The 21,973-nt window shown below is 65.2% G+C and carries 19 protein-coding genes; 13 read left to right on the top strand and 6 right to left on the bottom strand.

The window, feature by feature from the left end; genetic code table 11:
* The first annotated feature begins 3 nt into the window (after positions 1-3).
* The 7 genes from IC50_RS08320 (at position 4) to IC50_RS08290 (ending at position 8,760) form a co-directional block, all read left to right on the top strand.
* Positions 4-483 carry a DUF1579 family protein gene (locus IC50_RS08320; protein ID WP_035702904.1) on the top strand — a complete coding sequence of 160 codons (480 nt, stop codon included), beginning with the start codon at positions 4-6 and terminating at the stop codon, positions 481-483.
* A gap of 33 nt (positions 484-516) precedes the next feature.
* The gene (gene sucD, locus IC50_RS08315) at positions 517-1,401 is read left to right on the top strand and encodes a succinate--CoA ligase subunit alpha (protein ID WP_035702902.1); all 885 of its coding nucleotides are present in this window, start codon (positions 517-519) and stop codon (positions 1,399-1,401) included.
* 137 nt (positions 1,402-1,538) lie between these two features.
* Positions 1,539-4,508 (top strand): 2-oxoglutarate dehydrogenase E1 component, encoded by a 2,970-nt coding sequence (locus tag IC50_RS08310; protein WP_035702900.1) that lies wholly within the window; start codon positions 1,539-1,541, stop codon positions 4,506-4,508.
* 165 nt (positions 4,509-4,673) lie between these two features.
* Positions 4,674-5,921: a 2-oxoglutarate dehydrogenase complex dihydrolipoyllysine-residue succinyltransferase gene (gene odhB / locus IC50_RS08305; RefSeq protein ID WP_035702917.1), complete on the top strand. Its 1,248-nt coding sequence runs from the start codon at positions 4,674-4,676 to the stop codon at positions 5,919-5,921.
* 54 nt (positions 5,922-5,975) lie between these two features.
* A complete protein-coding gene (locus IC50_RS08300) occupies positions 5,976-6,737 on the top strand; it encodes an SDR family oxidoreductase (RefSeq protein ID WP_085973637.1) in 762 nt (253 codons plus the stop codon).
* Positions 6,738-6,794: 57 nt separating this feature from the next.
* Positions 6,795-8,195: a dihydrolipoyl dehydrogenase gene (gene lpdA / locus IC50_RS08295; protein ID WP_035702898.1), complete on the top strand. Its 1,401-nt coding sequence runs from the start codon at positions 6,795-6,797 to the stop codon at positions 8,193-8,195.
* A gap of 34 nt (positions 8,196-8,229) precedes the next feature.
* A complete protein-coding gene (locus IC50_RS08290; protein ID WP_035702897.1) occupies positions 8,230-8,760 on the top strand; it encodes a hypothetical protein in 531 nt (176 codons plus the stop codon).
* 205 nt (positions 8,761-8,965) lie between these two features.
* On the opposite strand, the gene IC50_RS08285 is transcribed toward IC50_RS08290, so the two are convergent.
* Both IC50_RS08285 and IC50_RS08280 read right to left on the bottom strand, forming a co-directional pair.
* Complete coding sequence (locus tag IC50_RS08285) at positions 8,966-9,556, bottom strand: DUF4337 domain-containing protein (protein ID WP_035702894.1); 591 nt, start codon at positions 9,554-9,556, stop codon at positions 8,966-8,968.
* 99 nt (positions 9,557-9,655) lie between these two features.
* The gene (locus IC50_RS08280; protein WP_035702892.1) at positions 9,656-10,621 is read right to left on the bottom strand and encodes a tyrosine recombinase XerC; all 966 of its coding nucleotides are present in this window, start codon (positions 10,619-10,621) and stop codon (positions 9,656-9,658) included.
* A 112-nt stretch (positions 10,622-10,733) separates the two neighbouring features.
* Between IC50_RS08280 and IC50_RS08275 the strand changes: the two genes are divergently transcribed.
* Positions 10,734-12,944 (top strand): primosomal protein N', encoded by a 2,211-nt coding sequence (locus IC50_RS08275; RefSeq protein ID WP_035702891.1) that lies wholly within the window; start codon positions 10,734-10,736, stop codon positions 12,942-12,944.
* Between the two features lie 195 nt (positions 12,945-13,139).
* Here the strand turns inward: IC50_RS08275 and IC50_RS08270 are convergent, their stop codons facing one another.
* Positions 13,140-13,640 (bottom strand): septal ring lytic transglycosylase RlpA family protein, encoded by a 501-nt coding sequence (locus IC50_RS08270; protein ID WP_035702890.1) that lies wholly within the window; start codon positions 13,638-13,640, stop codon positions 13,140-13,142.
* 650 nt (positions 13,641-14,290) lie between these two features.
* On the opposite strand from IC50_RS08270, the gene IC50_RS08265 reads away from it, so the two are divergent.
* The 5 genes from IC50_RS08265 (at position 14,291) to IC50_RS08245 (ending at position 19,438) form a co-directional block, all read left to right on the top strand.
* Positions 14,291-14,851 carry a F0F1 ATP synthase subunit delta gene (locus IC50_RS08265; protein ID WP_035702889.1) on the top strand — a complete coding sequence of 187 codons (561 nt, stop codon included), beginning with the start codon at positions 14,291-14,293 and terminating at the stop codon, positions 14,849-14,851.
* A complete protein-coding gene (gene atpA, locus IC50_RS08260; RefSeq protein WP_035702888.1) occupies positions 14,851-16,380 on the top strand; it encodes a F0F1 ATP synthase subunit alpha in 1,530 nt (509 codons plus the stop codon). The genes IC50_RS08265 and atpA overlap by 1 nt, the downstream gene beginning before the upstream one ends.
* Positions 16,381-16,525: 145 nt before the next feature.
* A complete protein-coding gene (locus IC50_RS08255) occupies positions 16,526-17,398 on the top strand; it encodes a F0F1 ATP synthase subunit gamma (RefSeq protein ID WP_035702887.1) in 873 nt (290 codons plus the stop codon).
* An 81-nt stretch (positions 17,399-17,479) separates the two neighbouring features.
* Entirely contained in the window at positions 17,480-18,913 is a 1,434-nt protein-coding gene (gene atpD, locus IC50_RS08250) for a F0F1 ATP synthase subunit beta (RefSeq protein WP_025032831.1), read from the top strand.
* A 117-nt stretch (positions 18,914-19,030) separates the two neighbouring features.
* Positions 19,031-19,438 (top strand): F0F1 ATP synthase subunit epsilon, encoded by a 408-nt coding sequence (locus IC50_RS08245; protein ID WP_035702885.1) that lies wholly within the window; start codon positions 19,031-19,033, stop codon positions 19,436-19,438.
* A 200-nt stretch (positions 19,439-19,638) separates the two neighbouring features.
* On the opposite strand, the gene IC50_RS08240 is transcribed toward IC50_RS08245, so the two are convergent.
* From IC50_RS08240 to IC50_RS08230, 3 genes are all read right to left on the bottom strand, one after another.
* Positions 19,639-20,139 carry an RNA pyrophosphohydrolase gene (locus IC50_RS08240; RefSeq protein ID WP_035702883.1) on the bottom strand — a complete coding sequence of 167 codons (501 nt, stop codon included), beginning with the start codon at positions 20,137-20,139 and terminating at the stop codon, positions 19,639-19,641.
* Positions 20,140-20,263: 124 nt separating this feature from the next.
* Positions 20,264-20,770, bottom strand: coding sequence for an RNA pyrophosphohydrolase (locus IC50_RS08235; protein ID WP_035702881.1), 507 nt, complete (start codon positions 20,768-20,770; stop codon positions 20,264-20,266).
* 76 nt (positions 20,771-20,846) lie between these two features.
* On the bottom strand, positions 20,847-21,973 hold a 1,127-nt coding region (locus IC50_RS08230; RefSeq protein ID WP_035702880.1), incomplete at its 5' end, for a divergent polysaccharide deacetylase family protein.

Raw genomic sequence — 21,973 nt, 5'->3', positions numbered from 1 at the left:
GCCATGGCCCAGGACCATCTCGCCGCATCATCTCCACTTGCAGAACATGCGCGTCTCGCCGCGTTCGCCGGCGAATGGGATGGTGAAGAGATGGTCTTTCCGTCGCGCTGGACGGAAGGCGGGCCGGCTACCTCGCGCACGGTCGCGCGCATGGACCTCAATGGGTTCTACCTGATCCAGGACAGCGTCCAGATGCGCGACGGCAAGCAGATCTTCGCCACCCACGGCATCTTCACCTTCGACCGCGACGACCGGACCTACAAATTGTTCTGGTACGACTCGCTCGGCTACACGCCGCCCTCGCCCGCCTCGGGCGGGTGGGTCGGCAAGACCCTGACGCTGGTGCGCGGCTCGCTCCGCGGCAATGCGCGCCACGTCTACGAGATCATCGACGACAATTCCTACGCGTTGAAGATCCAGTTCTCGCCGGACGCGGAAGGCTGGGCCGACGTGCTCACCGGCGTCTATCGCCGCATCCACTGACCTCTCACTCGTTAGTTCGCGAAAGCAGACCTCATGTCCATCCTGATCGACAAGAACACCAAGGTCATCTGCCAGGGCTTCACCGGCAAGAACGGCACCTTCCATTCCGAGGCCGCGATTGCCTATGGCACCAAGATGGTCGGCGGCACCTCGCCGGGCAAAGGCGGCTCGACGCATCTGGGCCTGCCGGTGTTCGACACCGTGCGCGATGCGCGTGAGAAGACCGGCGCCGATGCCTCGGTGATCTACGTGCCGCCGCCGGGCGCGGCGGATGCGATCTGCGAAGCGATCGACGCCGAGATCCCGCTGATCGTCTGCATCACCGAAGGCATCCCTGTCATCGACATGGTGCGCGTGAAGCGCTCGCTGGCCGGCTCCAAGTCGCGCCTGATCGGGCCGAATTGCCCCGGCGTCATGACCGCCGGCGAGTGCAAGATCGGCATCATGCCGGCCAACATCTTCAAGACCGGCTCGGTGGGCATCGTCTCCCGCTCCGGCACGCTCACTTACGAAGCTGTGTTCCAGACCTCTCAGGAAGGCCTCGGTCAGACCACCGCGGTCGGCATCGGCGGCGACCCGGTCAAGGGCACCGAGTTCATCGACGTGCTGGAAATGCTGCTCGCCGACCCCAAGACCGAATCGATCATCATGATCGGTGAGATCGGCGGTTCTGCCGAGGAGGACGCCGCCCAGTTCCTCAAGGACGAGGCCAAGCGTGGCCGCAAGAAGCCGATGGTCGGTTTCATCGCCGGTGTCACCGCCCCTCCCGGCCGCCGCATGGGTCATGCCGGCGCGATCATCTCGGGCGGCAAGGGCGACGCCGGTTCCAAGACCGAAGCGATGAAATCGGCTGGAATCACCGTGTCTCCGTCGCCCGCACGCCTGGGCCACACGCTTGCCGAAAAGTTGAAGGGCTAATTCACTTCTTCGTGCTTTTCCGGGCGAAGTTTCGCAGCAAATAGGGTAAAGGGTGCCTGTCGCGCTGAGCCTCTGCCGGGGAGCTTGGCGCCAGCGCCGTTTGTTATGCGCGAACCGAAATCGCCAGGAACTCCAGTATGTCTCGCCAGGACGCGAACGCAGCCTTTGCCTTGTCATCCTTTTTGCAGGGCACCAACGCCACCTACATCGACGAAATCTACGCCCGCTACGAGAAGGACCCGTCCTCGGTCGACGCCGAGTGGCAGGAGTTCTTCAAGAGCCTCAACGACCAGCCGGCTGACGTCCGGAAGAACGCCGAGGGTCCGTCCTGGGAGCGCGCCAACTGGCCGCTGACCGCGCAGGACGACCTCACCTCCGCCCTCGACGGCAACTGGGCGGAAGTCGAGAAGGCGGTCGGCGCCAAGATCGCCGCCAGGGCGCAGGCCAAGGGAGGCGACAAGGGAGGCGATATCTCCTCCGCCGACATCCTCCAGGCCACGCGCGACTCCGTCCGCGCCCTGATGCTGATCCGCTCCTACCGCATGCGCGGCCACTTCCACGCCAAGCTCGATCCGCTCGGCATCGAAGCCCCGCGCAACCGCGAGGAGCTCGACCCGCGCACCTACGGCTTCAGCGAAGCCGATTTCGACCGCAAGATCTTCCTCGATCACGTGCTCGGTCTCGAATACGGCACTTTGCGCGAGATCACCGCGATCTGTGAGCGCACCTACTGCCAGACGCTCGGCGTCGAGTTCATGCATATCAGCAACGCTGCGCAGAAGGCCTGGATCCAGGAGCGCATCGAGGGACCCGATAAGGAGATCTCGTTCACCCGCGAGGGCCGCCGGGCCATCCTGATGAAGCTGGTCGAAGCCGAGGGCTTCGAGAAATTCTGCGACACCAAGTTCACCGGCACCAAGCGCTTCGGCCTCGACGGCGGCGAATCGCTGATTCCCGCGCTGGAGCAGATCATCAAGCGCGGCGGCAATCTCGGCGTGAAGGAGATCGTGCTCGGCATGCCGCATCGCGGCCGCCTCAACGTGCTGACCCAGGTGATGGGCAAGGCACACCGCGCGCTGTTCCACGAATTCAAGGGCGGCTCGGCCAACCCCGACGCGGTCGAAGGCTCCGGCGACGTCAAGTACCACCTCGGCGCGTCCTCAGACCGCGAGTTCGACGGCAACCGCATCCATCTGTCGCTGACCGCGAACCCCTCGCATCTGGAGATCGTCGATCCCGTCGTGCTCGGCAAGGTGCGCGCGAAGCAGGACCAGCACGGCGATCCGCCGGACATGCGCATCTCCGTCATGCCGCTCCTGATGCATGGCGACGCCGCGTTCGCCGGCCAGGGTGTGGTCGCGGAATGCTTCGGCCTGTCGGACCTGAAGGGCTACCGCACCGGCGGCTCCGTGCACTTCATCGTCAACAACCAGATCGGCTTCACGACCTATCCGCGCTACTCGCGCTCCTCGCCCTATCCGTCCGATGTGGCGAAGATGATCGACGCGCCGATCTTCCACGTCAACGGCGACGACCCCGAAGCCGTGGTGTTCGCGGCCAAGGTCGCGACCGAGTTCCGGCAGAAATTCCACAAGCCCGTCGTCATCGACATGTTCTGCTACCGCAGGCATGGCCACAACGAGGGCGACGAGCCGGCCTTCACCCAGCCGGTGATGTACAAGCGGATCGCGGCCCATCCCTCGACGCTGGAGCTCTACTCGCGGCGCCTGATCGGCGAAGGCGTGATCACCGAGGGCGAGGTCGATAAGGCCAAGGCCGACTGGCGCGCCCGGCTCGACGCCGAGTTCGAGGCCGGCACTTCCTACAAGCCGAACAAGGCCGACTGGCTCGACGGCAAATGGGCGGGCTTCAAGATCGCCGACCAGGAAGAGGATGCCCGCCGCGGCGTCACCGGCGTCGATCTGCCTGTCCTGAAGGACATCGGCCGCAAGATCACCAAGGTGCCGGACGGCTTCCGCGTCCATCGCACCATCCAGCGCTTCCTGGAAAACCGCGCCAAGGCGATCGAGAACGGCGTCGGCATCGACTGGGCGACCGGCGAGGCGCTGGCGTTCTGCACGCTGCTGCAGGAAAACCACCACGTCCGCCTGTCCGGACAGGATTCGGAGCGCGGCACCTTCTCGCAGCGCCACTCGGTCCTGATCGACCAGGAAGACGAGAGCCGCTACACGCCGTTCAACCATCTCGGCCACGAGCAGGGCCATTACGAGGTCATCAACTCGCTGCTGTCGGAAGAGGCCGTGCTCGGCTTCGAATACGGCTATTCGCTCGCCGAGCCGAACACGCTGACGCTGTGGGAAGCCCAGTTCGGCGACTTCGCCAACGGCGCGCAGGTCGTGTTCGATCAGTTCATCTCCTCGGGTGAGCGCAAATGGCTGCGCATGTCCGGTCTCGTCTGCCTCCTGCCGCACGGTTATGAAGGCCAGGGTCCGGAGCACTCCTCGGCGCGTCTGGAGCGTTACCTGCAGATGTGCGCGGAAGACAACATGCAGGTGGTCTATCCGACCACGCCGGCGAACTATTTCCACGTGCTGCGCCGTCAGCTCCATCGCGAGATCCGCAAGCCGCTGATCATGATGACGCCGAAGTCGCTGCTGCGCCACAAGCGGGCCGTGTCGCGTCTCGAAGAGCTCGCGAAGGGCACGACCTTCCACCGCATCCTGTACGATGACGCCCAGATGCTGCCGAGCGAGGCGATCAAGCTCGTTCCTGACGAGAAGATCCGCCGCATCGTGCTGTGCTCCGGCAAGGTCTATTACGACCTCTACGAGGAGCGCGAGAAGCGCGGCATCGACGACATCTATTTGATGCGCGTCGAGCAGCTCTATCCGGTGCCGCTGAAGGCGCTGGTGGCCGAGCTGTCGCGCTTCAAGAAGGCCGAGATGGTGTGGTGCCAGGAAGAGCCCCGCAACATGGGCGCCTGGCACTTCATCGAGCCCTATCTGGAATGGGTGCTGAACCAGGTGAACGGCGTGAGCCGGCGTCCGCGTTACGTCGGCCGCGCCGCATCCGCCGCGACCGCCACGGGTCTGATGTCCAAGCATCAGGCGCAGCTGAAGGCGTTCCTGGACGAAGCACTGAGCTGAGAAGTTTTTTAGACGCTGTCATCGCCCGCGAAGGCGGGCGATCCAGTACGCCGTGACGGCCGTGATGACCACGAACGCCGCGGAGTACTGGATGCCCCGCCTTCGCGGGGCATGACGCCTGTAGAATTCATGACCGCTACCTGCGATCTCCTTAAGGAAAAGACCATGACTGAAATTCGTGTGCCGACGCTCGGCGAATCCGTCACCGAGGCCACCATCGGCCGCTGGTTCAAGAAGGCCGGCGACCCGGTCGCCGTCGACGAGCCCCTGGTGGAGCTCGAGACCGACAAGGTCACCATCGAAGTCCCGGCCCCCTCCGCGGGCACGCTGAGCGAGATCATCGCCGCCGATGGCGCGACCGTCGCCGTCGGTGCGCTGCTCGGCCAGATCACGGAAGGCGCTGCCGGTGCTGCCAAGCCCGCCGCCGCTCCCGCCAAGCCGGCCGCTGCTCCCGCCGCAGCCGCTGCCGCCCCGGCTGCCGCCGCCGCTGCGCCGAAGGCGCCGCCGGCCGACGCGCCGCTCGCCCCGTCCGTGCGCAAGCTGTCGGCCGAGACCGGCATCGACGCCTCGACCGTTCCGGGCTCCGGCAAGGACGGCCGTGTCACCAAGGGCGACATGCTGGCTGCGATCGAGCGCGCCGCCTCCGCGCCGACCCCGGTCAACCAGCCCGCCGCCGCGGTGCAGGTGCGCAGCCCCTCGCCGGCCGATGACGCCGCCCGCGAAGAGCGCGTCAAGATGACCCGCCTGCGCCAGACCATCGCGCGCCGCCTCAAGGACGTGCAGAACACCGCGGCCATGCTCACGACCTTCAACGAGGTCGACATGACCAACGTCATGGCGCTGCGTGCGCATTACAAGGATGCGTTCGAGAAGAAGCATGGCGCCAAGCTCGGCTTCATGGGCTTCTTCACCAAGGCCGTCGTGCAGGCGCTGAAGGACATTCCGGCTGTCAACGCCGAGATCGACGGCAGCGACCTGATCTACAAGAATTACTATCACATCGGCGTCGCCGTCGGCACCGACAAGGGCCTCGTCGTGCCCGTGGTGCGCGACTGCGACCACAAGTCGATCTCCGACATCGAGAAGAGCATCGCCGATTTCGGCCGCCGCGCCCGTGACGGCCAGCTCAAGATCGACGAGATGCAGGGCGGCACCTTCACCATCACCAATGGCGGCATCTACGGCTCGCTGATGTCGACCCCGATCCTGAACGCGCCGCAGTCCGGCATTTTGGGCATGCACAAGATCCAAGAGCGGCCGATGGTCGTCGGCGGCAAGATCGAGGTCCGCCCGATGATGTATCTGGCGCTGTCCTACGACCACCGCGTCATCGACGGCAAGGAAGCCGTCACCTTCCTGGTTCGCGTCAAGGAGAGCCTCGAAGACCCGGCGCGCCTCGTGCTCGATCTCTGATCCCTGATGCTCTGCGAGCGCCGTCGCGATCAACGCGGCGGCGCATGTCGAACCATGGAGGTGCATGTGACCGATAAAGTCGTTGTCATCACCGGCGGCAGCCGCGGCATCGGGCGGGCGACCGCGATTGCGGCGGCCGCGCGCGGCTATCGCGTCGTGGTCGGCTATGCCAGCAACAAGAAGGCCGCCGACGAGGTCGTCGCGCAGATCGAGGCCAGCAACGGCAAGGCGATCGCGGTGAAATGCGATGTCGCCGAGGAAAGCGACATCCTCGCGCTGTTCAAGGCTGCCGACAAGTTCGGCGCGCTGGGCGCGCTCGTCAACAATGGCGGCATCGTCGGTCAAAGCGGCGTCCGCGTCGACGAGATGTCGGCCGAGCGCATCCAGCGCGTGATGGCGGTCAACGTCACGGGCTCCATCCTCTGCGCGCGCGAGGCGGTGAAGCGGATGTCGACCAAGCATGGCGGCAAGGGTGGCGTGATCGTCAACCTGTCCTCGGTCGCGGCCCGTCTCGGCGCGCCCAATACCTATGTCGATTATGCCGCCTCCAAGGGCGCGGTCGATTCCTTCACCGTCGGGCTCGGTTATGAGGTTGCGAACGAAGGCATCCGCGTCGCCGCGATCCGTCCGGGCCTGATCGATACCGAAATCCATGCTGCCGGTGGCGAGCCCGACCGCGCCCATCGTCTGGCCCACATGGTGCCGATGAAGCGCGTCGGCACCGCCGATGAAATCGCCAACGCCATCGTCTGGCTGCTGTCGGACGAGGCCTCCTACGTCACCTCAGCCATTCTCGATGTGTCCGGCGGACGCTGACGCACCGGCGGACGCTGACACATCCTCATCACGCCAAACCTTACGGGACTTTCTCTCATGGCTACCTACGATCTCGTCGTCATCGGCACCGGACCGGGCGGTTATGTCTGCGCGGTGCGCGCTAGCCAGCTCGGCATGAAAGTCGCCGTGGTCGAAAAGAACGCCACCCTCGGCGGCACCTGCCTCAATGTCGGCTGCATGCCCTCGAAGGCGCTGCTGCACGCCTCCGAAATGTTCGAGGAAGCCGCGCACTCCTTCGCCAAGATGGGCGTGTCGGTCTCGTCGCCGAAGCTCGATCTGCCGGCGATGATGAACTTCAAGCAGCAGGGCATCGACGGCAACGTCAAGGGCGTCGAGTTCCTGATGAAGAAGAACAAGGTCGACGTGCTCAAGGGCACCGGCAAGATCCTCGGGACCGGCAAGGTCGAAGTCTCCGCCGACGGCAAGTCGCAGGTGGTCGAGACCAGGAACATCGTGATCGCCACCGGCTCCGACATCGCGCGTCTCAAGGGCATTGAGATCGACGAGAAGCGCATCGTGTCGTCCACGGGCGCGCTGTCGCTCGACAAGGTGCCCGGCAAGCTGCTCATCGTCGGCGCCGGCGTGATCGGCCTCGAGCTCGGCTCGGTCTGGCACCGTCTCGGCGCCGAAGTCGTCGTCGTGGAATTCCTCGACCGCATTCTGCCCGGCATGGATGGCGAGATCGCCAAGCAATTCCAGCGCATGCTGGAGAAGCAGGGCTTTGCGTTCAAGCTCGGGGCCAAGGTCACGGGCGTGGACACTTCCGGCAAGACGCTGAAGGCGACGATCGAGCCCGCCGCTGGCGGCGCTGCCGAGACGCTGGAAGCCGACGTCGTTCTGGTCTGCATCGGCCGCGTGCCCTACACCGACGGTCTTGGCCTGAAGGAAGCCGGCATCGCGCTCGACGCGCGCGGCCGCGTGCAGATCGATCCGCATTTCGCCACCAGCCTGAAGGGCGTCTATGCCATCGGCGATGTCGTCGCTGGGCCCATGCTCGCGCACAAGGCCGAGGATGAAGGCGTTGCAGTCGCGGAGATCATCGCCGGCCAGGCCGGCCACGTGAACTACGACGTCATCCCCGGCGTCGTGTATACCACGCCGGAAGTGTCCTCCGTCGGCAAGACCGAGGAGGAACTGAAGCAGGCGGGCACCGCTTATACCGTCGGAAAGTTTCCGTTCACCGCCAACGGCCGCTCCAAGGTCAACCAGACCACCGACGGCTTTGTAAAGATTCTCGCAGATGCGAAGACAGATCGCGTTCTCGGCGTGCACATTATCGGCCGCGAAGCCGGCGAAATGATCCATGAAGCGTGTGTTCTCATGGAGTTTGGTGGCAGTGCGGAAGATCTCGCGCGCACCTGCCACGCCCATCCGACCCGCTCGGAGGCGGTCAAGGAAGCCGCGCTTGCAGTCGGCAAGCGGGCTATCCATATGTAGGCACGCGCCCAGCACCGAATCGGGCGGGAAACATATGCTGCGCCGCCTCCTTCAACCGGTCTGGGTCCTGCTTGCGATCATCTTCCTGATCGAAGCCTGGCTGTGGGACCACCTCGAGCCGATCGTTGCGAAGGTCGTCGCAGCCATCCCGCTGGCGCGGTTCAAGCAATGGCTGACGGAGCGCGTCGATGCGCTGTCGCCGGCCATGACGCTGATCGTGTTCGCGGTCCCCATCGTGCCGCTGTTTCCGCTCAAGCTGGTCGGCCTCTGGCTGCTCGCGCATGAATACTGGACCAGCGCGGTCTTCACGATCGTGTTCGCCAAGCTGGTCGGCGTCGGCGTCACCGCCTTCGTTTTCGACGTGACACGCGCCAAGCTTCTGGAGATGCACTGGTTCGAGCGCATCTACGACCTGGTGCTGAAGGTGCGCGCCAAGGCCGCCGAGCTCGTCGAACCGATCAAGCGCCGCATCCGCGAGCTGATCGCCGGCAGCGGCGAAGGGTGGTCCTACCGCGCGCTGCGCATGATCCAGCGTTTCCGCAAGAGCGTGCACCAGGCGCGGTGATCTTCGCCACAATGACGGTCGCGTAGCCCGGATGAGCGAAGCGATATCCGGGATTTCACGTCGTGGCTTCCCGGATATCGTTTCGCCCATCCGGGCTACAGGTCCTGAAGCGCGATGCGATTAGGACGAATCGTCATCGCGCTTTAGGTTGTTGTTTAAGCATGATCTTTTCGGAAAACCGCTGCGCACTTTTCCGGATCATGCTCTAATGCAAATGGAGGAGATGCGGCCACCACAGGCCGAGCGCGGTCATGAGGAGGCCGGCGAGCGTCAGCACGCCGCTCACATAGGCCAGCGCGAGCATGCCGGTGATGATGGTGGCCGAGGCCAGCACGATGCCGATCTGGAAGGCGGCCGACGCCAGCTCGAAGTGATGGTATTTCGCGGTCGCCTCGTCGCGAGCGTGCTCGGCGTGCTTGGCCTTCTCGGCGAGCTGCTCGGTGCCTTCGCCGGTCTCCGGCTCGGAGCGGTAGCGCTGCGCGGTTCTGGTCCAGTCGTCGACCTGCTTCTGCACCGCCGCCTTCATGGCATCGTCGGTCGTACCGCCCAGCGTCAGCTTGCCTTGTTCTGCCGCAGTCAGCACCACGGTGCGGCGGATGCTCTTGGCCTGGAAGAACGCCCAGAGGTTGGCGGCCTCGACGTTCTTGCTGATCGATTCGGTCTGGGCGCCCTTGCCGAGCGTCTCCGAGATCGCCAGGAACAGCGCCAGCACGGCGATCAGGAGCGCGATCTTCTTGTTCGAGCCGGACGCGTGTTCGGCGTGCTCGGCATGCTCCATGCTTTCATGTGCGCCCATAATGTCTCTCCTGTCTCGGTTCCGTAAGGATTTGACCGAACCGCGGGCGCCGCGCAAGAGGCACGCGGGCCATGACGAGAGTGTGTCAGCCTGAAGGCGTCAGCGCCGCGGATGCGCGCTGGCATAGACTTCCAGCAATCGCTCGGAATCGATGCCGGTATAGACCTGCGTGGTCGAGAGCGAGGAATGGCCGAGCAATTCCTGGATGGCGCGCAAGTCGCCGCCGCGCGAGAGCAGATGCGTGGCGAAGGAATGGCGGAGCGCGTGCGGCGTGGCGCTGTCGGGAAGACCCAGCGCGCCGCGCAGCCGCTCCATCGCGAGCTGGATGATGCGCGGGCTCAAGGGGCCGCCGCGCGCGCCGACGAAGATCGGGCCCTCCGCCGGCAGCGGATACGGGCACATCGAAACGTATTCCTGCACGAGCTCCAGCACGTTCTGCAGCACCGGCACCATGCGGGTCTTGTTGCCTTTGCCCGTGACGATCAGCACGTCGCCTTCGCCGGGGCGCGGCACCTCGCGGCGCTTCAGGCCCAGAGCTTCGGAGATGCGCAGCCCAGAGCCGTACAGCAGCGCCATCACCGCAGCGTCGCGCGTCAGGATCCAGGTCTCGCGTTCCTCGCCGGCGCGCTCGTCGGCGTCGGCGAGACGTTTGGCCGATGCCATCGGCAGCGGCTTCGGCAGGCTCTTTGCAACTTTTGGCGCGCGGATCGCGGAGAGTGCGCCGACCTTGCCCTTGCCTTCGCGTTCGAGGAAGCGTCCGAACGAGCGCAGGCCCGCCAGCGCCCGCATCAGGCTGCGTCCGGCAATGTCGTCGGCGCGGCGCATCGCCATGAAGGCGCGGACGTCGGTGGCTTCCAGCGCCGCGAAGCGCGCCAGCGTGACGCGCTCGCCCCAATGATTGCTGAGGAAATCCAGGCACTGCCGCAAGTCGCGGCCATAGGCCTCCAGCGTCTTCGGCGACAGCCGCCGCTCGGCGCCGAGATGCGACAGCCAGCGCGCCATCTCCTGCGCGATCGAGGGATCGGCGCTGGCGAGCTCGATGGGTGGGACGGCCGCTTTGCTCATTCGCTCTGGACGTGGTGATTCCGCACAGTATATCGCATCACACCCGTTTATCGTTCGCTAAGACCGCCGCGCGGCGCTAGCCTCGAGGCCCTCCGGTTCCGATTCTCAGCTCATGGACCAATCGCCGCGCAGCCACACCGCCCCCGCCAACGCGACCCCCATGGTCGACGTGCTGGTGCCGGTCGCGCTCGACCAGACCTATTCCTACAAGGTGCCGCGCGGAATGGAGCTGAAGGCCGGCGATGTCGTCGGCGTGCCGCTCGGCCCGCGCGAGGTGCTGGCCGTGGTGTGGGGCGAGAATGCCAATCCGGATCCGCGCCTGCACAATCGCCTCAAGGAGGTCAGCGAAAAGCTCGACATCCCGCCACTCAAGCCCGAGCTGCGCTCGGTGGTCGACTGGGTCGCCAATTACACGCTGAGCCCGCGCGGCATGGTGCTGCGCATGTGCCTGCGCATGGGCGAGACTCTCGGTCCCGAGCGGGTGCGCGCCGGCGTTCGCCTGGTCGGCGATCCCCCGAAGCGCCTGACGCCGGCGCGGCAGCGGGTGATCGCGGTGCTGTCCGACCGGCTGCTGCACGGCAAGTCCGAGGCGGCCAGGGAAGCGGGCGTCTCCGCCGGCGTGATCGACGGCCTCGTCGACGAAGGCACGCTCACGGTCGAGCCGATGCCGCCGCCTCCGCCGCTGCCCGCGCCCGATCCTGAATTCGGCCGGCCGGATTTTTCGCCGCTGCAGCGTGCCGGCGTGGATGCGATGCGCGCGCTCGCGGCCAACGGCACCTTCCACGTCGCGCTGCTCGACGGCGTCACCGGCTCGGGCAAGACCGAGGTCTATTTCGAAGCCGTGGCCGAGGTGATCCGCCGCGGAAAGCAGTCGCTGATCCTGATGCCGGAGATCGCGCTTACGGGCCAGTTCCTCGATCGCTTCGCGCAGCGCTTCGGCGTGCGGCCGATCGAATGGCATTCCGAGCTCACCCCGCGCACCCGCGCGCGCAATTGGGCCGCGATCGCCGAAGGCTCAGCGCCCGTCGTGGTCGGCGCGCGCTCGGCGCTGTTTCTGCCCTACGCCAATCTCGGCCTCATCGTCGTCGACGAAGAGCACGACCAGGCGTACAAGCAGGACGACGGCGTGCACTATCATGCTCGGGACATGGCGGTGGTGCGCGCGCATATCGCGAAGATTCCGATCGTGCTGGCGTCCGCGACGCCGTCGGTCGAATCCGAGGTCAATGCGCGCAAGAACCGCTACCAGCGCATCGCGCTGCCCTCGCGCTTCGGTGGCCAGCACATGCCGCATATCGAGGCGATCGATCTGCGCCGCGAGCCGCCCGCGCGCGGCCGCTTCATCTCGCCGCGGCTTGCTGGCGAGATCAGAATCGCAATCGAGCGGCGCGAGCAGGCGCTGCTGTTCCTCAACCGCCGCGGCTATGCGCCGCTGACGCTGTGCCGTGCCTGTGGCCATCGCTTCGCCTGCACCATCTGCGATGCCTGGCTGGTCGATCACCGTTTTCGTCAGCGTCTGGTCTGTCACCATTGCGGCTTCTCGATGCCCCGCCCGCATCTCTGTCCGAACTGTTCGGCGGAGGAGTCGCTGGTGGCGGTCGGACCCGGCGTCGAGCGCCTGCAGGAGGAGGCGGCGGCGCTGTTCCCGCAAGCCCGCACCATGGTGCTGTCGAGCGATCTCATCACCTCGATCGAGACGATGCGAAGCGAGCTTGCCGAGATCGCCGAGGGCCGCGTCGACATCATCATCGGCACGCAGCTCGTGGCAAAAGGCCACAACTTTCCGCGGCTCAATCTGGTCGGCGTGGTCGATGCGGATCTTGGTCTGTCGAACGGCGATCCGCGCGCGGCGGAGCGCACCTGGCAATTGCTCAACCAGGTGATCGGCCGTGCCGGCCGCGAGCAGGGCCGCGGCGTCGGCTATCTCCAGACCCACCAGCCCGATCATCCCGTGATGAAGGCGCTGATCGCCTGCGATCGCGAGGCCTTCTACGACAGCGAGATCGATCTGCGCGAGAAGACGCTCTACCCTCCGTTCGGCCGGCTCGCCAGCCTGATCATCTCGGCAGGCGACCGCCCGAGCGCGGAAGGCTTTGGCCGCAAGCTCGTTGCGCTCGCGCCGCGCGACGAGCGCGTCGTGGTGCTCGGCCCGGCCGAAGCGCCGCTCGCCGTGATCAAGGGCCGCTACCGCTTCCGCATCCTGGTGAAATCGGCGCGCGGCTTCGATCTGTCGGATTACTTGCGCAACTGGCTCGCGGTCTGCCCGAAGCCGACGGGCAATCTGAAGCTCGAAGTCGACGTCGATCCGCAGAGCTTTTTGTAGGATTTGCGCCGTCATTCCGGGGCGATGCGCAGCGTCGAACCCGGAATCTCGAGATTCCGGGCTCGCGCTTCGCGCGCCCCGGAATGACTTAGCCAACAAAAAAGCCCGCGGTCCCCCAAGACCACGGGCTTGTCTCACGCGCGCATCAAACTGATGGAAACTGCGCGTGTGAGGACAGGCGCTTGAAGCGCCCCGTCAGGAGACGACTTCCGCGGTGACGCGGCCGACGCCGGCGCCGGTGAGGCCGATGGCGCGGGCAGCGCCGGTGGAGAGGTCGAGGACACGGCCGCGAATGAACGGGCCGCGGTCGTTGATGGTGACGACGACGCTCTGGCCGCGATGGGTGACGCGCAGCTTGGTGCCGAACGGCAGCGAGCGGTGCGCCGCGGTCATGGCGTTCTGGTTGAAGCGCTGGCCCGACGCGGTCCGGCTGCCGGACTCGTTGCCGTAATAGGAGGCCATGCCGGAGAAGCTGCGGCCGGTGCCCGAAGTCGGCGTCATCGACGCATTGGCATTGCGCCAATCGGAGGTCGCGTTGGTGTCGGTCTGGGCGTGGTGGCGGTGATGATGATGCCGATGATGCCGGGATTTGGCGGAAGCCTCGGTGGCAGTTCCACCGATCAGGAGAGTTGCGGCAACAAAGGCAATCGCCGTACGCGGCCGGGTCACGGAGCCCAGCGTCTTCAAAGACAGCATTTAGTGGTCCCTAAGCTAGTATTGCCACATATGTGGCTAGTGGAGCCCCCATCAGTTTGTGAGCGGTTTGGCGTTTCGATTCCCAATGAGGCATGAATTAGGCAGTAAATCCGCTATGTATCACCATGAAACATCTTGTTACCGGCGCGGGATATTCAGGAGGGGTTCCGCAATCTTTGGATTTAACGATTCATTAATCTAATTATTACTTGTAAATACTGTAAAGCGAAGTCATCGCTTCGATTGTTTAGAATTCGGTAAGTATTCGGCGAGTGGAACCGGAGAGGTTGGAATCACGCCTCAGCGATCCGTGTTCATGACGGCTATGCGTTGCCGGCAGGAACCAACCGCCGGTCGGCTCCCGGCAATGTTCGCGTCGCGGGAGGGTGTCGGTCTGAGCGCGCCGCCGCCACCCTCGCGGCGTCGCCCGCTGCGACGAACTGGCGACAGAACAGCGTGCCTTTAATTTGGCGTCATGTTGCACCTGCGCGCCTGCTATGTTAGCAAAGCCGCGATTTTAACGAGCCCAGCACCTCCCGTGCTGGTCGAAAATCGAAGTCCCGCTTGAATTCCAAGGGCTTGGATCGCTAGGCGCCGCTTCGTGGCGACGGTTTTTCCCTTGCGAGTTTGACAGCAAAAAGAGCGCGTCTGTGGCTGCAGAAGATACGTCCGTTTCAGGTGTGTCCGGCCGTTATGCAACGGCCTTGTTTGAACTGGCCCGCGACCAGAAAGTGGTCGACGAGGTCAAAGCCGATCTCGACAAATTCGATGCCTTGCTGAACGAGAGCGCTGATCTCAAGCGCCTCGTCCGCAGCCCGGTGTTCGCGGCCGACGCCCAGTCAAAGGCCCTTGCGGCCGTGCTGGCAAAGGCCGGCATTGCCGGCATCTCCGCCAACTTCCTCAGAGTGCTGACCGCCAACCGCCGCCTGTTCGCGGTGGCCGACGTCATCCGCGCCTACCGCGCCCTCGTCGCCAGGTTCAAGGGCGAGACGACGGCCGACGTCACCGTGGCGGAAACGCTCTCGGACAAGAATCTCGACGCCCTCAAGGTCGCCCTGAAGTCGGTGACCGGCAAGGACGTCGCGCTGAACGTGAAAGTCGATCCCTCGATCATCGGTGGCCTCGTCGTCAAGCTGGGCAGCCGCATGGTCGATGGTTCGCTTCGCACCAAACTCAATTCGATCAAGCACGCGATGAAAGAGGCAGGCTGATGGACATCCGCGCCGCGGAAATTTCCGCGATCCTCAAGGACCAGATCAAGAATTTCGGCCAGGAAGCTGAAGTCTCCGAAGTCGGACAGGTGCTGTCCGTCGGCGACGGTATCGCCCGCGTCTACGGTCTGGACAACGTCCAGGCCGGTGAAATGGTCGAGTTCGAGAACGGCACCCGCGGCATGGCGCTGAACCTCGAAACCGACAACGTCGGCGTCGTCATTTTCGGTGCCGACCGCGAGATCAAGGAAGGCCAGACCGTCAAGCGCACCCGCGCCATCGTGGACGCGCCGGTCGGCAAGGGCCTGCTCGGCCGCGTCGTCGACGCGCTCGGCAATCCGATCGACGGCAAGGGCCCGATCCAGGCCGACAAGCGCATGCGCGTCGACGTCAAGGCGCCCGGCATCATTCCGCGCAAGTCGGTGAGCGAGCCGATGGCGACCGGCCTCAAGGCGATCGACGCCCTGATTCCGATCGGCCGCGGCCAGCGCGAGCTGATCATCGGCGACCGTCAGACCGGCAAGACCGCGATCGCGCTCGACACCATCCTGAACCAGAAGCCGCTCAACGCGCAGCCGGACGAGAACATCAAGCTGTACTGCGTCTATGTCGCGGTCGGCCAGAAGCGTTCGACCGTCGCCCAGTTCGTGAAGGTGCTGGAAGAGCAGGGCGCGCTCGAATATTCGATCGTCGTCGCCGCCACCGCCTCGGATCCGGCGCCGATGCAGTACATCGCGCCGTTCACCGGCTGCACCATGGGCGAGTACTTCCGCGACAACGGCATGCACGCGGTCATCATCTATGACGATCTGTCCAAGCAGGCCGTCGCCTACCGCCAGATGTCGCTGCTGCTGCGCCGCCCGCCGGGCCGCGAAGCCTATCCGGGCGACGTGTTCTATCTGCACTCCCGCCTGCTCGAGCGTGCGGCGAAGCTGAACAAGGACCAGGGTTCGGGCTCGCTGACGGCGCTGCCGGTCATCGAAACCCAGGCCAACGACGTGTCGGCCTACATCCCGACCAACGTCATCTCGATCACCGACGGCCAGATCTTCCTGGAAACCGACCTGTTCTTCCAGGGCATCCGTCCCGCGGTGAACGTCGGCCTGTCGGTGTCGCGCGTCGGCTCCTCGGCGCAGACCAAGGCCACCAAGAAGGTCGCCGGCAAGATCAAGGGCGAGCTCGCGCAGTACCGCGAAATGGCGGCATTCGCGCAATTCGGCTCCGATCTCGACGCCTCGACCCAGCGCCTGCTCAACCGCGGCTCGCGCCTGACCGAGCTCTTGAAGCAGCCGCAGTTCTCGCCGCTGAAGATGGAAGAGCAGGTCTGCGTGATCTGGGCCGGCACCAACGGCTATCTCGATCCGCTCCCGCTCAACAAGGTGAAGGCGTTCGAGGACGGCCTGCTCTCGCTGCTGCGCGGCAAGCACGTCGACATCCTCAATGCGATCCGCGACAGCCGCGATCTCTCCGACGACACCGCTGCCAAGCTGAAGTCGGTGGTCGAAGGTTTCGCGAAGAGCTTCGCGTAAACGCCGTCATGGCCGGGCTTGTCCCGGCCATCCACGCGTTTCGGCTTGCGAGAAAGAACGTGGATGCCCGGGACAGGCCCGGGCATGACGACTGGGATAGGCTAGCGGTCCGACGCTTCCGTCGAACCGCCGGGGTGAACGAAGAATGGCGTCACTTAAAGACATGCGCGTCCGCATCGCCTCCACCAAGGCGACGCAGAAGATCACGAAGGCCATGCAGATGGTCGCCGCCTCCAAGCTGCGCCGTGCGCAGACCGCCGCGGAGGCCGCGCGCCCCTATGCCGACAAGATGAGCGCGGTGATCTCCAACATCGCCAGCGCCGCCGCGGGCTCGCCCGGCGCGCCGGTTCTGCTGGCCGGCACCGGCAGGGACCAGGTCCACCTGCTGCTGGTCTGCACCGGCGAGCGCGGCCTGTCCGGCGCCTTCAACTCCTCGATCGTGCGCCTGGCGCGCGAGCGCGCTTTGGCGCTGATGGCGCAGGGCAAGGACGTGAAGTTCTTCTGCGTCGGCCGCAAAGGCTACGAGCAGCTCCGCCGCCAGTTCGACAAGCAGATCGTCGAGCATCTCGACCTGCGCAGCGTCCGCCAGCTCGGCTTCGTCAATGCCGAGGACATCGCCAAGAAAATCCTGGCGCGCTTCGACAACGGCGAGTTCGACGTCTGCACGCTGTTCTATTCGCGTTTCCGCTCGGTGATCGCGCAGATCCCGACCGCCCAGCAGATCATCCCGCTGGTGGTCGAGGAGGGCGCTGCCGCGAGCACGACGTCCTACGAATACGAGCCGGAAGAGGACGAGATCCTCACCCGTCTTCTGCCGCGCAACCTCGCGGTCCAGATCTTCCGGGCGCTGCTCGAGAACAACGCCTCGTTCTACGGCGCGCAGATGAGCGCGATGGACAACGCGACGCGCAACGCCGGTGAGATGATCCGCAAGCAGACGCTGGTCTACAACCGCACGCGTCAGGCGCAGATCACCAAGGAACTGATCGAAATCATCTCGGGTGCCGAGGCCGTCTAATCAAGGCGCTTCAGTACCCATTACACGCAACATCCCGGTCGCTGACCGCGGTTTAGAAGTTCGGATCGAAGGAGACATTCAATGGCAGCCCAGGTCGGTCGCGTCACCCAGGTCATCGGCGCCGTCGTCGACGTGCAGTTCGAAGGCCACCTCCCGGCCATTCTCAATTCGCTGGAGACCAAGAACGGCGGCAACCGCCTGGTGCTCGAAGTCGCCCAGCATCTCGGCGAGTCCACCGTCCGCACGATCGCGATGGACACCACCGAGGGTCTGGTCCGCGGCCAGGAAGTGACCGACACCGGCGCTCCGATCCGCGTTCCCGTCGGCGAAGGCACGCTCGGCCGCATTATCAACGTCATCGGCGAGCCGATCGACGAAGCCGGTCCGGTCAAGACCGAAGGCCTGCGCGCCATCCACCAGGAAGCGCCGACCTACACCGACCAGTCCACCGAAGCTGAAATTCTCGTCACCGGCATCAAGGTCGTCGACCTTCTCGCTCCCTACGCCAAGGGCGGCAAGATCGGCCTGTTCGGCGGCGCCGGCGTCGGCAAGACCGTGCTGATTCAGGAGCTGATCAACAACGTCGCCAAGGCGCACGGCGGTTACTCCGTGTTCGCCGGTGTCGGCGAGCGCACCCGCGAGGGCAACGACCTCTATCACGAGTTTATCGAGTCCAAGGTCAACGCCGATCCGAAGAATCCGGATCCGAGCGTGAAGTCGAAATGCGCGCTGGTGTTCGGCCAGATGAACGAGCCCCCCGGCGCCCGCGCCCGCGTCGCGCTCACGGGTCTCACCATCGCGGAAGACTTCCGCGACAAGGGCCAGGACGTGCTGTTCTTCGTCGACAACATCTTCCGCTTCACCCAGGCCGGCTCGGAAGTGTCGGCGCTGCTCGGTCGTATTCCGAGCGCCGTGGGTTATCAGCCGACGCTCGCCACCGACATGGGCGCGCTGCAGGAGCGCATCACCACCACGCAGAAGGGCTCGATCACCTCGGTGCAGGCCATCTACGTTCCGGCCGACGACCTGACCGACCCGGCACCCGCGACCTCGTTCGCGCATCTTGACGCGACCACGACGCTGTCGCGCTCGATCGCCGAAAAGGGCATCTACCCGGCGGTGGACCCGCTCGACTCGACCTCGCGCATGCTTTCCCCGCTGGTCGTCGGCGAGGAGCACTACGCGGTCGCCCGTCAGGTCCAGCAGGTGCTGCAGCGCTACAAGGCGCTCCAGGACATCATCGCCATTCTCGGCATGGACGAGCTTTCGGAAGAGGACAAGCTGACCGTGGCCCGCGCCCGCAAGGTCGAGCGCTTCATGTCGCAGCCGTTCCACGTCGCCGAAATCTTCACGGGCTCGCCGGGCAAGTTCGTCGACCTCGCCGACACCATCAAGGGCTTCAAGGGCCTGGTCGAAGGCAAGTACGATCACCTGCCGGAAGCCGCCTTCTACATGGTCGGCACCATCGAAGAAGCCGTCGAGAAGGGCAAGAAGCTGGCTGCCGAAGCAGCGTAAGGTTCTTATCTCGTCATCGCCGGGCTTGACCCGGCGATCCATCAGAAAGCATGCGTTCTTGATGGATGGACCCGCGGGTCAAGCCCGCGGGTGACCAGCAAAGCAAGTGGAAACACCATGGCCACCTTTCACTTCGATCTCGTCTCTCCGGAAAAGCTCGCCTTCTCGGGTGAGGTCGACCAGGTCGACATCCCCGGCGTCGAGGGTGATTTCGGCGTGCTGGCGGGACATGCGCCGGTCGTGGCCGCGATCCGGCCCGGTATCCTCACCATCACCAGCGGCGGCAGGCACGAGAAGGTCATCGTGCTGGGCGGCCTCGCCGAAGTCTCCGACAGGGGCCTGACCGTGCTCGCCGACGTCGCGACGTCGCTGGCCGAGCTCGACCGCGCCCAGTTCGCCGAGACCATCGCGGAGATGGAAGAGGGGCTGAAGGAGCATGAAGGCGGCGAGCTCGATCACGCCATCGAGCGGCTCGACCATTTCAAGAGCATCCAGCAACAGCTCAACACCACGGCTATGCACTAAGCCCCGGAGCACCGCTCCGGGGCTCGAATAAGACCTTCCCGCAAAGGAATTCCTGAACAGGTTCAGCGCTCGTCACCACCGTGGCGGGCGCTGAAACTTTGCTGCACGGCGATGGAGCTGCGATACCCACACCTTGCCGTCCATTTTATCTCGATGTGTCAAACACTTCGCTACTGTGCATGGGGTTGTTTTCGTAGTTTTTAGTTTGCGAAGGACGCAAACTGCTGTGCCACCGCGCGATAGACCTCGCGGCGAAACGGCACCACGATGTCGGCGACGCGGTCGAGGCGCTCCCAGCGCCAAGCGTCGAACTCGGCGGGCTGGCCGTTGCGCGGCGTCAGCGGGTCGATCTCGACATCCTTGCCGGTGAAGCGCAGTGCGAACCACTTTTGACGCTGGCCACGGAATTTCGCGAGGCGATGCGTCTGCGGTCCGTCGTAGGGCGGAAACTCGTAGGTGAACCAGTCGGTCTCGCCGAGATAGTCGGCGCTGACCACGCTGGTCTCCTCCCAGAGCTCGCGCATCGCCGCATCGCGCAAGTTTTCGCCCTCGTCGACGCCGCCCTGCGGCATCTGCCAGTCGAGCCCCGGCAGGATGATCTCGGGGCCGTCACCCTTGAAGCGATGGCCGATCAGGACTTGGCCGTCGGTGTTGAACAGCGCGATCCCCACGTTGGGGCGGTAGGGCTTTTCACTGGTCACTCATGGATCCCTTGTCATCATTCCGGGGCGATGCGAGGCATCGAACCCGGAATCTCGAGGCTCTCAGGTGCGCAATTGCGCACTGGGGGTTCGATACTTCGTATCGCCCCGGAGCGACAGTGGATCATTCCTCCGCCAGCGCGGAAAATTCCTTCACCACGCGCTCATAGACCGGGCGCTTGAACGGGATGATCAATTCGGGGAGATTCTTCATCGACTCCCAGCGCCAGCTGACGAATTCCGCCTTGTGGCCGCCACCGCCGGGCTTTTCGACGTTGATCTCGCTGTCCCTGCCGGTGAAGCGCACCGCGTACCATTTCTGGCGCTGGCCGCGGTAGCGGCCCTTCCAGGCCCGCCCGGCAACCGTGCGTGGAATGTCGTAAGTGAGCCAGTCCGGGACCTCGCCCAGCCGCTCGACCGAGCGCACGCTGGTCTCCTCGTAGAGCTCGCGCTTGGCGGCCTCCCAGGTGTCCTCGCCGGGATCGACGCCGCCCTGCGGCATCTGCCAGACATGGGCGTCATCGACATGCTCGATGCCGCCGGCACGGCGGCCGACGAACACCAGTCCCTTTGGATTGATCAGCATCACACCGACACAGGTCCGGTAGGGCAGATCCTCGTAACGCGCCATTCCGCCAGACCTTTCGCATGCCTCAGGTCCGGCTTGATGCGGCCCCGCGGGAGCCGTGCCGTACCAATTCGTTGATTTAGCTGGATTTTGATTTCAGCATCGCGGTTGTCAATGGCACCAGAAGGATACCTCGGTCGCTCAAAGTCTTGGTCCAGGCGCCGATGCGCTCGATCGAGACGGGCAGGGCGGAGGCCGTGCCGACAGCGATGCCGCGCTCGCGCGCCGTCGATTCGAGCTTGTTCAGGGCGCGGTCGATTTCGGTCGGCGTCGGCACCACGTCGATGGCGATGTCGCCCTTGCCGAACGGCATGGACTGACTCGCCGCGGCCTGGGGCGCGATGCTGCGCGGCGAGGACCCGTCGTCGAAGAAGCCGAGGCCGCGCTTGGCCGCCTCGCGGATGATCGGCTGCATCGCCGGCTCGGTCGCGATGAAGCGCGCGCCCATGAAATTGGTGAGGCCGGCATAGCCCTGCATCCGGCTCAGGTGCCAATGGAGGCGGTCCATGTTCTGGTCGACGCTGAGCGAGGTCAGCAGCGTCTGCGGTCCCGGATCATTGTCGGGGAAGTCGTAGGGCTCCATCGGGATCTGGAGGAAGATCTCGTGGCGCTGGGCGCGGGCCCGCTCGGCGAGCTTGCCGGGGTCGGCGCCATAGGGCGTGAAGGCCAGCGTCACCGCCGGCGGCAGCTTCATGATGGCATCCAGGGTCTTGGCGGCGCCGACGCCGAGGCCGCCAATCACGATCGCAACCACCGGCATTTTGGCGGCCTTGGCGCGGTCGGCATCCGCCGCATAGACGTTGAACGGCTTCAGCCCGTCGGCGGACACCGGAATCATGCCGTAGCGCGATTTCTCCAGCAGCTTCGGATTGATCCCGGCCATGACGGGCGGCGGGGCGGACGCCGCCTCGCCCTTGTCCGCAGCATCGCCCCCGCCGATCACCACGTCGTGGCGGGCGCCGGTCGAGCCGTCGATCATGGTGATCGTCCTCTGCTCGCCGGGGGCGGTCTGCTTCGGCGCCTCCTCGCTTGCCTGCTTGCTGTCCTGCCCGTGCCCCGCGGCCGGCTTCCCATCAGTCGCCTTGTCCGTCGCGTTGGGCGCGCGGATCGCGATCCGGGTCATCGGCTCGCCGCCGAGCGGGTCCCTGTTGAAGATGGCGAAGCCGGCAAAAGTGGCGAGGAACAGGCCGAGCAGGACGGCAAGCA

It is taken from the genome of Bradyrhizobium genomosp. I (2014) (assembly GCF_000261685.1).
Classification (GTDB): Bacteria; Pseudomonadota; Alphaproteobacteria; order Rhizobiales; family Xanthobacteraceae; genus Bradyrhizobium.
Note: the sequence above shows the minus strand (reverse complement) of the source record. Positions and strands in the feature narration are given on the sequence as shown.

Bases quoted from the DNA above. Each gene is read 5' to 3' on its own strand.
- IC50_RS08320 (WP_035702904.1), top strand. From the start codon at position 4: ATGGCCCAGGACCATCTCGCCGCATCATCTCCACTTGCAGAACATGCG.
- IC50_RS08280 (WP_035702892.1), bottom strand. From the start codon at position 10,621: ATGAGCAAAGCGGCCGTCCCACCCATCGAGCTCGCCAGCGCCGATCCC.
- IC50_RS08245 (WP_035702885.1), top strand. From the start codon at position 19,031: ATGGCCACCTTTCACTTCGATCTCGTCTCTCCGGAAAAGCTCGCCTTC.
- IC50_RS08290 (WP_035702897.1), top strand. From the start codon at position 8,230: ATGCTGCGCCGCCTCCTTCAACCGGTCTGGGTCCTGCTTGCGATCATC.
- atpA (WP_035702888.1), top strand. From the start codon at position 14,851: ATGGACATCCGCGCCGCGGAAATTTCCGCGATCCTCAAGGACCAGATC.
- IC50_RS08285 (WP_035702894.1), bottom strand. From the start codon at position 9,556: ATGGGCGCACATGAAAGCATGGAGCATGCCGAGCACGCCGAACACGCG.
- IC50_RS08270 (WP_035702890.1), bottom strand. From the start codon at position 13,640: ATGCTGTCTTTGAAGACGCTGGGCTCCGTGACCCGGCCGCGTACGGCG.
- IC50_RS08235 (WP_035702881.1), bottom strand. From the start codon at position 20,770: ATGGCGCGTTACGAGGATCTGCCCTACCGGACCTGTGTCGGTGTGATG.
- odhB (WP_035702917.1), top strand. From the start codon at position 4,674: ATGACTGAAATTCGTGTGCCGACGCTCGGCGAATCCGTCACCGAGGCC.
- IC50_RS08255 (WP_035702887.1), top strand. From the start codon at position 16,526: ATGGCGTCACTTAAAGACATGCGCGTCCGCATCGCCTCCACCAAGGCG.
- IC50_RS08310 (WP_035702900.1), top strand. From the start codon at position 1,539: ATGTCTCGCCAGGACGCGAACGCAGCCTTTGCCTTGTCATCCTTTTTG.
- IC50_RS08275 (WP_035702891.1), top strand. From the start codon at position 10,734: ATGGACCAATCGCCGCGCAGCCACACCGCCCCCGCCAACGCGACCCCC.
- atpD (WP_025032831.1), top strand. From the start codon at position 17,480: ATGGCAGCCCAGGTCGGTCGCGTCACCCAGGTCATCGGCGCCGTCGTC.
- lpdA (WP_035702898.1), top strand. From the start codon at position 6,795: ATGGCTACCTACGATCTCGTCGTCATCGGCACCGGACCGGGCGGTTAT.
- IC50_RS08300 (WP_085973637.1), top strand. From the start codon at position 5,976: ATGGAGGTGCATGTGACCGATAAAGTCGTTGTCATCACCGGCGGCAGC.
- sucD (WP_035702902.1), top strand. From the start codon at position 517: ATGTCCATCCTGATCGACAAGAACACCAAGGTCATCTGCCAGGGCTTC.